The sequence below is a fragment of the Hyphococcus luteus genome, from assembly GCF_002943565.1.
GTDB classification, from domain to species: domain Bacteria; phylum Pseudomonadota; class Alphaproteobacteria; order Caulobacterales; family Parvularculaceae; genus Hyphococcus; species Hyphococcus luteus.
The window spans coordinates 1-13,432 of the sequence record NZ_PJCH01000008.1; the positions used below are offsets into that span (position 1 = coordinate 1).

Genomic DNA, 13,432 nt, shown 5'->3' on the forward strand with positions numbered 1-13,432 from the left:
GTGGAACTGGCGCCGCGACGCTGAAGCCGCTCAAGCCGCCTGAACCTTCCGTACCCGTATTACAGTAAACACGATCGCGCGCCCCGCCGGCGTACGCTGCGCTATCAGCGTGCGCGGCCGGCCTCCCCCAACCTGTCCTCAGCGCCGTCCACAGTTGCGATATGTTCCGCAAAATTCAACGTTGCTCCCTTCAACGCGTTCCCATCTCGGCGCCCCCGCGGTACTCACCGGATGGATACCTCGCCGCCGCCGCCGGCTACAACTTCAAACGTATCGCCGCGTGGCTGAAGGCTTTTTTGCGTCGAATTTTGGCAGCTGTTTTGGGCGTCATCGCCGCCCTGATCAATCTCGTGCGTTCGGTGCTGGCACCGAACTACATGAGGACGACGTAATTGAGGAAAACTCATGAAAAATCGAGAATCTCACGGACGAGGGGGACGGTCGAGCGACTGTTCTATTTTATCACTCCAACCCAATTTCCAGGAAGCGTGACGCGCATACTGAATCAGCAGGTCTACAGTTTCGGCAGTTACCGCTTTCCTTGCGGCAATTATTGTCAAGGCGGATGTTGCTACGCCAAATGTATCAAGAATGGGGGCCGCAGCGGCGCTCAAACCGGGTATGTGCGTACCTGAAACTCGGGCGACCCCAGCCTTGCGAATTTTTTCGCAGAGTTGTTTGTAGTCCGCAAGTTGTTTTTCTTCTGCGTCTAGCAGAAGTTTCGTTTCATGTTGCGGGAGATAAGAAAGGAACACTTGTCCCGTAGCCGAAGTTGTAAGCGGCAATAAGGACCCTGTCGTGATAGACGTCCTCACTGCTGCGCTGCCAGCGATCCAGCGGATTATCGTTGGTCCTCGTTCACACCAGATTGAGAGCAGGCCGGTTTGGCCCGTTTCTTCCACCAGATTTTCAAGAGATTCGGAAGCAATCGAGATGGCATCAGTCCGGCGCATTACGGCTAATCCGGCTTCCAGCAAACGATAGCCTAAATCGTAATGACCGGAACGAGCATCTTGCTTCAAATACCCCATCTTAACAAAACTAACGCAATATCGATGGCAATTACTCGCTGGAAGTCTCGAAGCGGCTGCCAAGTTTTTTAGCGACATGGGGCCGTCGGATTTCTGCAAAGCCTGAATGATCTCAAGGCCTCTTTCGATTGATTGGATGCCGCGTCGTTCCGAATTATTCTTGTTGTCAAGTATCATTGATTGTTTCAATACAAGTACGTCTTGGCGGCCGGAATCATCGGCTCGTCGATCGCCCATTCCTCGTCCGTCGGATCGCTCGGATAGCGACGCTTGCTGCGGTCGTAACGTCCGCAATTCGCCATAGCCCACATCGGTGCCTCTCCATGCCAGCGGTGCCAGAAAAAAATCACAAGCCGGCCACGCCGCGCAAGACCCTTATGACACAATTAGCATTGATCGTGGCCCATTCGGGCTTCACGTCGCTCGTGAATGCCGATTCAAAATGGTGAACGATGGAGGTTCTTCCTGGGACGGCATGCGGTTGGTCTTCGGGATGATCTTGATGGGAATGCGCTGCGGCGTCTCGCGCGGCGAACGAAGGACGCTTCGCAGGCCCAGCGGTTGCTGGCGCTGGCGACGGTCTATGACGGGTCGTCACAGAGCGAGGCGGCGCGGATCGCAAACCACTCTTCACGGGGACGAGAACATGTCAAGTCGGCCCAGCGCAGGTCGCAGATGACCCGCCGGAATCCGGCTCTCCGGCGAAATATAAGAACTCATCATGTAGGACCTCATCCCGCCCTGAACGTTAACCCGTCCGCGCATGAAACCTCCTGTCGATCCAACGCAAACATCGAGTCATCGGTCGAGTGTTTCAGCGAGGCTTTTCCGCAGACTGGTCGCCCACCTTGAATTCCCCACTAGACAATGCATTTGACAATAGAAAACATACAATGCTAAACTCGAGCCAGCGAAAAAAGCAGCATTTTACCCGATAACTCGGGTTAAATGCTGCTCTCGATGCATGGACGAGGACGTTCTTTATGGAGGACAAAATACGACTCTGTTCGGTCGATGATGTAGCCGAGGGGTTTCCTTGCGCGGTGAATCCGGTCGGATTTATTGCTCTGGCGGTTTTCCGGGTCGCCAACGAGGTTTTCGTTACTGGTAATCTTTGCACGCATGGCAACGCTCTTTTGAGTGACGGATACCAGGAGGGGGATGTAATCGAGTGCCCGCTGCATGGCGGCGCCTTCTGTATTCGGTCTGGTGAGCCTGTCTCCCTCCCCTGTTCAGAGCGTATCCCCACGTATGAACCTATATTGGAAAATGGCCAGGTATTTATCAGGCGAGCCAGAGCACAGAGAGTTGATGAAAATGACTTTTGAATCTGATGCGCAATTACAGGCGGAAATTTCATTGTTATTTTCGCAATACGCTGCCTGTATTGACAATGATAGACTTGAAAAATGGCCGGAGTTTTTTGTCGAACAGTGTTTTTATAAGATCCAATCAAGGGAAAACCATGATCGCAAGCTGCCAATTTCAGCCATGGAATGCGACAGCAAAAACATGCTCGTTGATCGAATTGTGTCATTGCGTGAGGCAAATATTTTTGCAGAGCATATGTATCGACATATTATCAGCATACCATTAATTCTTTCGAAAAGTGAAAACGAAATAGCCACGCAGACTAACTATCTGGTGATATCGACGCTTCAAAGCGGCATATCTCACATTTTCAGCGCTGGCCGTTATCAGGACAGGCTGGTGAGAATTGACGGCCAGCTGAAGTTCGTGGAGCGAATCGTGATTTTCGATACCAATAGCATTCGTACCCAGATCGTGACCCCAATTTAATGGAGTGCATAACAATGATTGGCGCCAAAAGTGGATTCAATGATAACGGCATCAATTGGCCTGATGATTCCGAGGGTGGGTACCGTGTGCCATATAGCGTGTTCATGGACGAGAACATTTATCGAGAAGAGCAAAAGAATATTTTTCGTGGGCCCTCGTGGTCCTTTGTTGCGCTGGAAGCGGAAATTCCGAATCGAGGAGACTTTAAGTCCACCTTTATCGGCGATGTTCCGGTTATTGTTATCCGCAATGGCGAAGGCGGCGTGAATGTGCTTGTCAATCGGTGCGCGCATCGGGGGGCTGCTGTTTGTCGGAAACTGCGCGGCAACACCTCTTATCTTGAGTGCGTGTATCACTCATGGGCATACGATCTCGACGGAAACTTGACGAGTGTACCTTTTAGGCGGGGGATGCGCGGGAAAGGGGGGATGCCCAGCGATTTCTCGATGGCTGAACACGGTCTAAAAAAGATACGCGTACAAATAGTCAATGGGCTTATTTTTGCTACTTTCCGATCAGATACGCCGGATCTGGAAAAGTACCTGGGCGCTCGTATGGTCGGCGCGATAAAGAGAATCTTTAATAGAGAAATCGAGGTGCTTGGCGATGAGCGGCAGCGAATCCACGGCAACTGGAAGCTGTACGCTGAAAATGTACGCGATCCCTATCATGCAAGCTTACTCCATCTGTTTCATGCGACTTTCGGACTTTATCGCTCTACACAGGTTGGCAGTTGCGTTATGGATGAATTGGGGCGGCATTCGTTGCTTGTCGCAAGTCAGGGAACGTCATCAGAAGATGACGATGAGGACGCTTACAGCGACCAACGATCGTTTAACTCAAAGTTTGTGCTGCAGGATCCATCGCTTCTAAAAGGAAAGCGCGATTTTGATGATGATATTTCACTTGTCATCCTTTCGATCTTTCCCAACCTTGTCGTTCAGCAAATTTCAAATACCCTTGCGGTGCGCCAAATTGTAACATATTCGCCAAACGAATTTGAACTTGTCTGGACAATGTTTGGATATGAAGACGACGATGATGAAATGCGAAGAATTCGGATCAAGCAAAATAATTTGATCGGCCCCGGCGGGTTAATTTCTATGGAAGATGGAGAGGCTGTTGAACTCGTTAACAGGGCGATTACCCACGGAAGCGGCGACAGCTCGTTCATCGCAATGGGTGGCGGAAAAGCGGAAAGTGCAGATCACCTTATCACAGAAGGGGCGATTATTGGTTTTTGGCAGCACTATAGGGAACTTATGCGAATCTAGGTCGGCCCCACATGGAATTAAGTCACGCGCGATTGTTATCGGTGCGTAGTCGGAGGATTGAGAATGTCGGGATATCGGATTGAGTTGTTGACGGTTGGCTCGGAGTTTTTTTGTCCCGCTGAACAGCCGATATTGAAAGCGATGATGCAACTAGGCGTTAAAGGCATTCCGTCCGGCTGCCATGGCGGCGGCTGCGGGGTTTGCAAGATCCGAGTTGTGGAAGGTCAGGTCAGGGCGGATTCCATGAGCCGCGCGAAGATAAGTGAGGCGGAAGAGCGGGACAATATTTATCTTGCCTGCAGGGCGTTGCCGCTCTCGCCATTGACAATAGAACCGCTTGAAAGGTTGGACAGGCCTCTCAGGAAATACGGGCTGATCTGAGAACAGCTGGCAGACGCGAAAGGTGAAGCTATGGGCGTTATGCGAATTGGTCACGTGAACCTTCGCGTTATGGATATGGATGCGGCGCTGAGGCATTATAGGGATGTGCTCGGTCTGCTCGTTCAGGGAAGCGACGATTCCGGCGCATTCTATCTCAAAGGCTGGGACGAATGGGACAAGTACAGCGTGATGCTTTCGCCGTCGGACAGGGCAGGCATGAATCACGTCGCGTATAAGGTTGAATACGATTCCGATCTCGATTTGTTCAAGGATCGTCTGGCGGAGCATGGGGTTGACGCTTTGCTGGAGCCCGCGAGCCATTTGCCTTTTTGCGGCAGATCGTTGCGTTTCTCGCTTCCTAGCGGTCATGAAATGTATCTGTATGCGGATAAAGAACGTGTCGGCAAGGCGGTCGGCGACCAGAATCCTGACCCATGGCCTGACGGATTGAAAGGGGCGGGAGCCCACTGGCTTGATCACGTAGCGCTTCAATGTCCTTTCGACCCGGAAAAAGGGGTCAATACAGTTGCTGACAACTGCCGCTTATTGCGCGAAGCGCTGGGATTTTATCTTAGCGAACAGGTGCTCGTCGGCCCGGATGCGGATATACAGGCGGTAGCGTTTCTTTTCCGCACATCGACGCCGCACGATATTGCATTTCTTCCGGCCCCGACCTGCGGCATTCATCACGCCTCATTTTTTCTCGACGGGTGGTCTGACGTGCTCAAGGCCGCCGATGTGATGGCGAAGAATAGGGTGAAAATAGATGTTACGCCTACGCGTCATGGCATTACACGCGGAGAAACGATTTATTTCTTTGATCCGTCAGGAAACCGGAATGAAACATTCGCGGGGCTCGGTTATCTCGCCCAGCCGGATATGCCGCCGATCACCTGGACGGAAGAAAACCTGTGGCGCGGGATTTTCTATCATACGGGTGAAGCGCACGATTCCTTCACGTCGGTATATACGTGATGCGCTGATTTGATTATGAGCAATATAATCATGAAAACCCGCCGCGAGATTTCTTGTGGCGCGGCGCATATTGCTGTTGAGGCGGCTGTAGCGCATGGGTCGCGGATTGGCGCGCCGGTTGCGGCGGCGGTGGTTGATGGATCAGCTCGGCTGACGGCGTTTCTTCGGTCGGCGGACGCATTTATTCTCTCTACGGAAATAGCGATAAACAAGGCGGCGACGGCGGCGGGTTTCCGAATGGAGTCGGGCGCGCTCTATGCGATGGTGAAAGACAATGATGCGGTTCTTCAGGGCCTGCGATCGCTTTCGGGCGCGGCGCTTTTCGGGGGCGGCGTCCCGATTAAGTTTGAAGGCGAGATCATCGGCGCGATTGGCGTATCCGGCGGTTCCGAGGACGAGGACATTGAATGCGCTAAAGCCGGCATCGCAGCGATAGAATCGCATCTGGCGGACATATCGTGAGGAAAAGGAATAAGGTCGTGTCTTATGTCTGAGCGCCGGGAATTTTTTCATTTCATCGACGGGGCCTATCGGCCGAGCGCATCGGGGAAGACGTTTCCGGTGGCGGCGCCGGCGACAGGCGAGATTTACGCCGTCGCTCACGAAGCAGGCGAAACGGAAGTGGATGCGGCGGTGTCGGCGGCGAGATCGGCGCTCACCGGCCCGTGGGGGGCGTTGAGCATTGCCGACCGCACCGATCTTCTTATATCAGTGGCGGACGAAATCAACGCGCGCTTTGACGATTTTCTGGAAGCCGAGATCATCGACACCGGCAAACCAAGGTCGCTGGCTCGCCATATCGATATTCCTCGCGGCGCAGCGAATTTCAAGATGTTCGCCGATACTATCCGGACGGTTTCGGGCGAGGTGTTCGAGATGGCGACGCCGGACGGCGCGGGCGCGATCAATTATTCTCTTCGCAAGCCACGCGGCGTGATTGCGGTTATATGTCCGTGGAATTTTCCGCTCTTGTTGATGACATGGAAGGTGGGTCCGGCGCTGGCCTGCGGGAACACGGTCGTTGTCAAGCCGTCGGAGGAAACGCCGGCGACCGCGACGCTGCTTGGCGAGGTGATGAACAAGGCGGGCGTGCCGAAGGGCGTATATAACGTCGTTCACGGGTTCGGGCCGGGTTCGGCGGGGGAGTTATTGACTTCCCATCCAGGCGTCGACGGCGTCACGTTCACCGGAGAGACGCGCACCGGCGAGGCGATCATGAAAGCGGCGGGAACAGGCGTGCGGCCCGTTTCGCTGGAGCTGGGCGGCAAGAACCCGGCGATTGTCTTCGCGGACGCCGATCTGGACAAAGCGATCGAGGGAACGATGCGGTCGGTCTTCGCGAATTGCGGGCAGGTCTGTCTTGGCACAGAGCGTGTTTATGTGGAGCGTCCCGTTTTCAATGAGTTTGCGGCGCGGCTGAGGGCGGGTGCGGAAAAACTGAAAATCGGCGGACCTTTTGGCGAGGGTGTGAGCCTCGGGCCGCTGATCAGCGCTGAACACCGGGAAAAAGTGCTGTCCTATTACAAGCTGGCGGCGGAGGAGGGCGCGACGGTCGTCACCGGCGGCGGCGTGCCGGCGATGAGCGGCTCGGAGAAGAACGGGTTTTTTATCGAACCGACCATCTGGACGGAGCTTGCCGATGAATCTCGGGTCGTCGTGGAGGAGATTTTCGGTCCCTGTTGTGCGCTCCTGCCTTTTGACGAAGAGGACGAGGTTATCGCGCGCGCCAATAACACTTATTACGGCCTTGCCGCTTCTTTGTGGACTGATAATCTTGCGCGCGCACACCGCGTAGCGCGACAACTTGATGTAGGCGTCTGCTGGGTGAACAGCTGGTTCCTGCGGGACCTGCGCACGCCTTTTGGCGGCGCCAAGGCGTCCGGCGTCGGCCGTGAGGGCGGCGTGCATTCGCTCGAATTTTACACTGAACTTGAGAATATCTGCGTGAAGTTGTGAACAGGCTTTTTTGATGACGGACAGCATATGGACTGCGGCGGACCGGTTGTGGGAGGCGTCCAGGTCGGGCGAGCCTTGCGCGCCGGTGCGCGATTTGATTGGGGGGCTCGGGATTGAAGCGGCGTACCGCGTTCAGGAGATCAACACGGAGCGCCGGCTCGGCGAGGGGCGCCGGCTCGTTGGCCGCAAGACCGGGCTGACGGCGAAAGCGGTGCAGGCCCAGCTCGGCGTCGATCAGCCCGATTACGGGATGCTGTTCGACGACATGGCCATGCCGCTCGGGACGGAGATCTCTGTGACAGCGGTTATGCAGCCGAAGGTAGAGGCGGAGATCGCCTTCATCATGGGCGACGATCTCAATGCGGAAACGCTGACATCGGCGGATATCGTGGCGTCGGTTGATTATGCGGTGGCGGCGATCGAGATCGTCGGCAGCCGGGTGAGAGGCTGGGATATCCGCATTCACGACACGATCGCCGACAACGCTTCGAGCGGGGTGTTCGTGCTTGGCGACGCGCCGCGGCGTCTGTCGGAGATCGATTTGCGCCTGTGCGGGATGGTGATGGAGCGGCGCGGCGAGCCGATCTCGGTCGGGGCCGGCGTGGCGTGTTTGGGCAGTCCGGTGACGGCGTGTGTGTGGCTGGCCAAGGTCATGGCGAGGGAGGGCCGCCCCCTTGGCAAGGGCGATATTGTGCTGACGGGCGCGCTCGGTCCGATGGCGGGGGTCGAAGCGGGCGATGCGGTGATGGCGCGGGTCAACGGGCTCGGTTCCGTGACGGCGTTTTTTACGGAATGACGGGAAAGGCGAGTTGAATGGCGGGCAAGGTGAAATGCGCGATTGTCGGGTCGGGCAATATCGGCACGGATCTGATGATCAAGGTGATGCGGACGTCGGATGTCCTGGAGATGGGCGCCATGGTGGGCATTGATCCGGACTCGGACGGTCTGGCGCGGGCGGGGAGACTGGGCGTTGCGGCGACTCATGAGGGCATGGACGGTCTCGTCAGAATGCCTGTGTGGAAAGATATCGAAGTGGTGTTCGATGCGACCTCGGCGAAAGCCCACCATTATCACAACGAGCTTTGCAAGCGCGACGGCAAGCGGATGGTGGACCTGACGCCGGCGGCGATTGGTCCATATTGCATCCCGGTGGTCAATGCCGAGGAACATCTCGACAAGCAAAACGTTAATATGGTGACCTGTGGCGGTCAGGCGACGATCCCGATCGTCCATGCGGTGCGGCGGGTGTCAGAGCGCGTTCCCTATGCGGAGATCGTGGCGTCGGTCGCCTCGAAGTCGGCGGGGCCGGGCACGCGGGCGAATATAGACGAGTTCACCGAGACGACGGCGAAGGGCGTTGAAGTGCTAGGCGGCGCCGAGCATGGCAAGGCGATTATCATCCTCAATCCGGCCGAGCCGCCGCTGATCATGCGCGACACGGTTTACGCATTCTCCGTGGGCGGCGAAGAAAAAGCGATCGAGAAGTCGGTCAAGGACATGGTGGCGGCGGTCCAGGACTATGTCCCCGGCTACCGGCTGAAACAGAAAGTGCAGTTTGAGCGTTTCGGCGGCAATCGCAAACTGAAAATACCCGAGCTCGGAGAATATGAGGGCGTTAAGGTGACGGTGTTCCTGGAAGTGGAGGGGGCGGCCCATTACCTGCCGGCCTATGCGGGCAATCTCGATATCATGACCTCGGCGGGACTGACCATCGGCGAACGCATGGTGAAACACCTGGCGGAGGCGGCGGCGTGAGCGGACTGATCAAGGATCCGACGAAGGAAAAAATCTATGTGCAGGACGTGACCCTGCGCGACGGCATGCATGCGATCCGTCATCTATATGGCGTCGGTCATGTGGCGAAGATCGCCAGGGCGCTGGACGAGGCGGGGGTCGACGCGATCGAGATCGCCCATGGCGACGGCATTCGCGGATCGAGCTTCAATTACGGGTTTGGCGCCCATACGGACTGGGAGTGGATCGAGGCCGTGGCCGACGCTGTCGACCGGGCCGTGGTGACGACGCTGATCCTGCCGGGCATCTGTACGATCACCGATTTGAAGCGGGCTTACGGTCTCGGCGTGCGCTCGGTGCGGGTTGCGACCCATTGCACGGAAGCCGACGTCGCCCGCCAGCATATCGGCGCGGCGCGCGATCTCGGCATGGATACGGTCGGCTTTTTGATGATGAGCCATATGGTCGAGCCGGAAAAGCTCGCCGAACAGGCGTTGCTGATGGAAAGTTACGGCGCGCAATGCGTTTATGTGACCGATTCCGGCGGCGCCCTCGACATGGACGGTTATGCCGCACGTTTCGACGCCTACAATAAGGTGCTGAAAGACGAGACCGAGCGCGGCGTGCACGCCCATCACAATCTCTCGCTCGGCGTCGCCAATTCGATCGTCGCGGTGCAGAAGGGGGCCCGGCGGGTGGATGCGTCACTGGCCGGTATGGGCGCGGGGGCGGGCAACGCGCCGCTGGAAGTGTTCGTCGCGGCGGCCGACCGCAAGGGCTGGAACACTGGCTGCGACGTGTTCAAGCTGATGGACGCGGCGGAAGATCTTGTGCGGCCGCTTCAGGACCGCCCGGTGAGGGTCGACCGGGAGACCTTGATGCTCGGTTACGCCGGCGTTTATTCGAGCTTCCTTCGCCATGCGGAGAAAGCCGCCGAAGAATACGGCGTCGATGTGCGCGAAATCCTGGTCGAGCTAGGACGGCGCGGCATGGTCGGCGGCCAGGAGGACATGATCGTTGATGTCGCGCTCGATATCCTGAAAGAGCGCGACCGGGCGGGGGCGGCGTAAATGGCGGGGCTTGAGGAGCTGGCGGTCGTCGTTGACGAGGCGCAGCGCGAAGCGCGGGCGATCCCGCAGTTGACGAAAGACCATCCTAATTTATCGGTTTCGGATGCTTATGCGATCCAGGCCCTGTCGGTGGCGCGGCGGATCGCCCGGGGCGAAAAACGCATCGGCGTCAAGATGGGGCTGACAAGCAGGGCCAAGATGGTCCAGGTCGGCGTAAACGAGGCGGCCTGGGGCCGGCTTACCGACGCCATGCTGCTGGAGGAAGGCGGGGGCCTGAAGAAGTCGGCTTTCGTGCATCCGCGTCTTGAGCCGGAAATCGTATTCCTTCTGAAGAAGCGCCTGTCGGGAAAGGTTTCCGCGCTGGAGGCGATGTCGGCGGTTGAGGCGATAGCGCCGGCGCTGGAGGTGATCGACAGCCGCTATGAGAATTTCAAGTTCGCCCTGCCGGACGTGATCGCCGACAATACCTCGTCTGCGGGCCTCGTTATTGGCGCGTGGCGGTCTGCGCAGATCGACTGTTCCAATCTCGGCATGGTGCTGTCCGTCAACGGACGGCCTAAAGAGATCGGCTCGTCCGCAGCGATCCTCGGCCATCCTGTGCGCTCGCTCGTCGCCGCCGCGCGCATGACGGCGGAATGGGGCGAGGCGCTGGAGCCTGGTCATATCGTCATGGCCGGCGGAGCGACGGCGGCGCATCCCGCGAGCGTCGGGGAAACACTCAGCCTCGAGGTCCAGCATCTCGGCGGCGTTTCCATCACAGTGGAGGCGTGAGGCGGTGCCGATCATAGAGGTGACCATGCTGGAAGGACGCAGCCGGGAAAAGAAGGCTGCGTTGATCCGGGAGCTGACCGATGCGGCGGTCCGTGCGATCGACGCGCCAATACAGTCTGTGCGCGTGATCATCCGCGAGGTGCCGCCTGAACATTTTGCCGCCGCAGGCGTGTCGAAAGCCGAAGAACGCGCAAGGGCTGAGTGCGGCGGCGACGGAAAAGGATAGAAAAATGAGCGACAATCCAGAAATCGGCAAGTCCGTCGACGCCGGCGGCGTCAAAACCAATTATCATGACTTGGGCGAGGGGCGTCCGGTGATCCTGATTCACGGTTCGGGCCCCGGCGTTACGGCCTGGGCGAATTGGCGTCTCAATCTGCCGGCGCTTTCGGAAAGCATGCGCGCGATCGCGCCGGACATGCTGGGTTTCGGCTACACCGAACGGCCGGCGGACGGCGTTTATACGATGGAGCGCTGGCGCGGTCATTTGATGGACTTCGCTGACGCCCTCGATCTTCGGGAATTCGACATCATCGGCAACTCCTTCGGCGGCGCGCTCGCGCTCTCCATGGCCGTGCATCATCCCGACCGCATCCGGCGCATGGTGCTGATGGGCGCGGCCGGTCTTGAATTCGAACTGACCGAAGCGCTCGACAAGGTATGGGGCTATGAACCGTCGGTAGAGGCGATGCGCAAGATGCTCGACATTTTCGCCTATGACAACTCGCTCGTCTCCGACGAGCTTGCCGAAATGCGCTACCGGGCGAGCATCCAGCCGGGCTTTCATGAGGCCTTCAGCGCCATGTTCCCGGCGCCGCGCCAACAGCACATCACGGCGCTTGCGACGCCGGAAGACGAGATTGCGAAAATCGCCTGTCCGACGCTGATTCTGCATGGGCGGGAGGACCGCGTCCTGCCCATGAGCAACAGCCTGCGCCTGTTCGATCTGATCAAGACGTCCGAAGTCCACCTGTTCGGCAAATGCGGCCACTGGACCCAGATCGAGCACAAGGACCGGTTCAATCTCCTGGTGTCGGATTTCCTCGTGCGGGAGTGACAGCACGTTGACTTATTTCAACTACTCTCTTGTCGTACATGAGCGCAGTGAGATGGAGCACGTTCAATTGTTTAGAAACGCCCTAAAATACATTTATCCTAAGTTCTCAAGCGGAGGCGCGAGTTGCGATAATTCATCCACACTGCGCCACATCAGCTCATCCAGTCGGTAAACTGGGAAAATGAGGTTCGAGTTATCCCAGCGGAAATGAGTAATATGGTTAATGTCAGTTACGGCCTTGCAGGGGTGCTTGCGGACGATACGGCGATTTCGAAAGTGATGCCGGAGATCAATTCGCTGACCTATCGCGGCTACAAGGTTCAGGATCTTGCGGCGCAATGCCGGTTCGAGGAAGTCGCCTATCTCATATGGAACGGCGAGCTGCCGAACGCCGCGCAGTTCGAGGCGTTCAACACCGTCGAAAAAAAAGAACGCGGGATTTCCGGGGACCTTCTTACTGTGATGGAGAAGTTCAACAAGAAAGCGCATCCCATGGACACGCTGCGCACGGCCTTGTCCTTTCTCGGTCAGGAAGACGAAACGACGGAGGATTCTTCGCCCGAAGGGCTGATGGAAAAATCCATCCGCATGTATGCGCGCATCCCCGAAATCGTCGCTGCGGATTTCCGTTTCAGGAACGGCAAGGAGCCGATCGCCCCAAAGAAAGATCTCGCCTTTTCCGAAAATTTCTTTCATATGTGCTTCGGAAAGATTCCGGCGTCCGAGGTCATCAAATGTTTTGAAATTTCGATGACGCTCTATGCCGAACACTCCTTCAACGCCTCGACCTTCACGGCGCGCACCATCGCGTCATCGACTTCTGACATTTACTCGGCGGTCACTGGCGCCATCGGCTCCTTGAAGGGCCCGCTTCATGGCGGCGCCAACGAGGCGGTGATGCATATGCTGAAAGAGGTGGGATCGCCCGAGGCGGCGAAAGCCTGGATGCTCGACGCGCTCGCCACCAAGAAGAAGATAATGGGCTTCGGTCACCGTGTGTACAGGTCCGGCGACAGCCGGGTGCCGACCATGACCGAAGCCTTCAAGAAAATGGTCGATGTGATCGGAACCGCGGAGGCTAAAAACTATTGGGAGATGAGCCGCATACTTGACGACACCATGGTGGCGGAAAAGGGCATCTACCCGAATCTCGATTTCCCGGCGGGACCGGCCTATTATCTCATGGGTTTTGAAATTCCGATGTTCACGCCGATTTTCGTTATGAGCCGGATCACAGGATGGGCGGCCCATGTGATGGAGCAACTCGCCAACAACAAGCTGATCCGACCCTTGTCAAACTATGTGGGCGTCGGGCAACGCCAAATCAACAGGGTATGATGAATGTTGCCAAGATATCGGTGCGTTGGTGCAAAGTGTAAATGAAC

The 13,432-nt window shown here is 57.1% G+C and carries 16 protein-coding genes; 15 read left to right on the top strand and 1 reads right to left on the bottom strand.

What is annotated here, in order from left to right:
- Positions 1-161 precede the first annotated feature (161 nt).
- Positions 162-392, top strand: coding sequence for a hypothetical protein (locus CW354_RS12185; RefSeq protein WP_104830377.1), 231 nt, complete (start codon positions 162-164; stop codon positions 390-392).
- Between the two features lie 30 nt (positions 393-422).
- On the opposite strand, the gene CW354_RS12190 is transcribed toward CW354_RS12185, so the two are convergent.
- Positions 423-1,268 carry an IclR family transcriptional regulator gene (locus tag CW354_RS12190; protein WP_104830378.1) on the bottom strand — a complete coding sequence of 282 codons (846 nt, stop codon included), beginning with the start codon at positions 1,266-1,268 and terminating at the stop codon, positions 423-425.
- Positions 1,269-2,014: 746 nt separating this feature from the next.
- Here CW354_RS12190 and CW354_RS24075 point away from each other — a divergent pair.
- From CW354_RS24075 to CW354_RS12260, 14 genes are all read left to right on the top strand, one after another.
- Positions 2,015-2,359 (top strand): non-heme iron oxygenase ferredoxin subunit, encoded by a 345-nt coding sequence (locus tag CW354_RS24075; protein WP_104830379.1) that lies wholly within the window; start codon positions 2,015-2,017, stop codon positions 2,357-2,359.
- Positions 2,349-2,831: an aromatic-ring-hydroxylating dioxygenase subunit beta gene (locus CW354_RS12200; protein ID WP_165793683.1), complete on the top strand. Its 483-nt coding sequence runs from the start codon at positions 2,349-2,351 to the stop codon at positions 2,829-2,831. The genes CW354_RS24075 and CW354_RS12200 overlap by 11 nt, the downstream gene beginning before the upstream one ends.
- A 14-nt stretch (positions 2,832-2,845) precedes the next feature.
- Positions 2,846-4,105, top strand: coding sequence for an aromatic ring-hydroxylating dioxygenase subunit alpha (locus CW354_RS12205; protein WP_104830412.1), 1,260 nt, complete (start codon positions 2,846-2,848; stop codon positions 4,103-4,105).
- 63 nt (positions 4,106-4,168) lie between these two features.
- Positions 4,169-4,486: a 2Fe-2S iron-sulfur cluster-binding protein gene (locus CW354_RS12210; RefSeq protein ID WP_104830381.1), complete on the top strand. Its 318-nt coding sequence runs from the start codon at positions 4,169-4,171 to the stop codon at positions 4,484-4,486.
- 30 nt (positions 4,487-4,516) lie between these two features.
- Positions 4,517-5,461: a catechol 2,3-dioxygenase gene (locus CW354_RS12215; RefSeq protein ID WP_104830382.1), complete on the top strand. Its 945-nt coding sequence runs from the start codon at positions 4,517-4,519 to the stop codon at positions 5,459-5,461.
- Between the two features lie 30 nt (positions 5,462-5,491).
- The gene (locus CW354_RS12220; RefSeq protein WP_104830383.1) at positions 5,492-5,923 is read left to right on the top strand and encodes a GlcG/HbpS family heme-binding protein; all 432 of its coding nucleotides are present in this window, start codon (positions 5,492-5,494) and stop codon (positions 5,921-5,923) included.
- Positions 5,924-5,947: 24 nt separating this feature from the next.
- Positions 5,948-7,417: a 2-hydroxymuconic semialdehyde dehydrogenase gene (locus CW354_RS12225; RefSeq protein WP_104830384.1), complete on the top strand. Its 1,470-nt coding sequence runs from the start codon at positions 5,948-5,950 to the stop codon at positions 7,415-7,417.
- 13 nt (positions 7,418-7,430) lie between these two features.
- Entirely contained in the window at positions 7,431-8,213 is a 783-nt protein-coding gene (locus CW354_RS12230) for a 2-keto-4-pentenoate hydratase (protein ID WP_104830385.1), read from the top strand.
- A 17-nt stretch (positions 8,214-8,230) separates the two neighbouring features.
- Positions 8,231-9,172, top strand: a complete 942-nt coding sequence (locus tag CW354_RS12235) for an acetaldehyde dehydrogenase (acetylating) (RefSeq protein ID WP_104830386.1) — start codon at positions 8,231-8,233, stop codon at positions 9,170-9,172.
- A gap of 5 nt (positions 9,173-9,177) precedes the next feature.
- Entirely contained in the window at positions 9,178-10,221 is a 1,044-nt protein-coding gene (dmpG, locus tag CW354_RS12240; RefSeq protein ID WP_104830413.1) for a 4-hydroxy-2-oxovalerate aldolase, read from the top strand.
- Positions 10,222-10,992 (top strand): 2-keto-4-pentenoate hydratase, encoded by a 771-nt coding sequence (locus CW354_RS12245; RefSeq protein ID WP_104830387.1) that lies wholly within the window; start codon positions 10,222-10,224, stop codon positions 10,990-10,992.
- Complete coding sequence (locus CW354_RS12250) at positions 10,958-11,218, top strand: 2-hydroxymuconate tautomerase family protein (protein ID WP_243396398.1); 261 nt, start codon at positions 10,958-10,960, stop codon at positions 11,216-11,218. The genes CW354_RS12245 and CW354_RS12250 overlap by 35 nt, the downstream gene beginning before the upstream one ends.
- Before the next feature lie 4 nt (positions 11,219-11,222).
- Positions 11,223-12,047 carry an alpha/beta fold hydrolase gene (locus CW354_RS12255; RefSeq protein ID WP_104830389.1) on the top strand — a complete coding sequence of 275 codons (825 nt, stop codon included), beginning with the start codon at positions 11,223-11,225 and terminating at the stop codon, positions 12,045-12,047.
- A gap of 207 nt (positions 12,048-12,254) precedes the next feature.
- Positions 12,255-13,385: a bifunctional 2-methylcitrate synthase/citrate synthase gene (locus CW354_RS12260; protein ID WP_104830390.1), complete on the top strand. Its 1,131-nt coding sequence runs from the start codon at positions 12,255-12,257 to the stop codon at positions 13,383-13,385.
- Positions 13,386-13,432 lie beyond the last annotated feature (47 nt).

Coding starts and splice junctions, on each gene's coding strand:
- CW354_RS12185 (WP_104830377.1), top strand. CDS start 162: ATGTTCCGCAAAATTCAACGTTGCTCCCTTCAACGCGTTCCCATCTCG.
- CW354_RS12190 (WP_104830378.1), bottom strand. CDS start 1,268: ATGGGCGATCGACGAGCCGATGATTCCGGCCGCCAAGACGTACTTGTA.
- CW354_RS24075 (WP_104830379.1), top strand. CDS start 2,015: ATGGAGGACAAAATACGACTCTGTTCGGTCGATGATGTAGCCGAGGGG.
- CW354_RS12200 (WP_165793683.1), top strand. CDS start 2,349: ATGACTTTTGAATCTGATGCGCAATTACAGGCGGAAATTTCATTGTTA.
- CW354_RS12205 (WP_104830412.1), top strand. CDS start 2,846: ATGATTGGCGCCAAAAGTGGATTCAATGATAACGGCATCAATTGGCCT.
- CW354_RS12210 (WP_104830381.1), top strand. CDS start 4,169: ATGTCGGGATATCGGATTGAGTTGTTGACGGTTGGCTCGGAGTTTTTT.
- CW354_RS12215 (WP_104830382.1), top strand. CDS start 4,517: ATGGGCGTTATGCGAATTGGTCACGTGAACCTTCGCGTTATGGATATG.
- CW354_RS12220 (WP_104830383.1), top strand. CDS start 5,492: ATGAAAACCCGCCGCGAGATTTCTTGTGGCGCGGCGCATATTGCTGTT.
- CW354_RS12225 (WP_104830384.1), top strand. CDS start 5,948: ATGTCTGAGCGCCGGGAATTTTTTCATTTCATCGACGGGGCCTATCGG.
- CW354_RS12230 (WP_104830385.1), top strand. CDS start 7,431: ATGACGGACAGCATATGGACTGCGGCGGACCGGTTGTGGGAGGCGTCC.
- CW354_RS12235 (WP_104830386.1), top strand. CDS start 8,231: ATGGCGGGCAAGGTGAAATGCGCGATTGTCGGGTCGGGCAATATCGGC.
- CW354_RS12245 (WP_104830387.1), top strand. CDS start 10,222: ATGGCGGGGCTTGAGGAGCTGGCGGTCGTCGTTGACGAGGCGCAGCGC.
- CW354_RS12255 (WP_104830389.1), top strand. CDS start 11,223: ATGAGCGACAATCCAGAAATCGGCAAGTCCGTCGACGCCGGCGGCGTC.
- CW354_RS12260 (WP_104830390.1), top strand. CDS start 12,255: ATGAGTAATATGGTTAATGTCAGTTACGGCCTTGCAGGGGTGCTTGCG.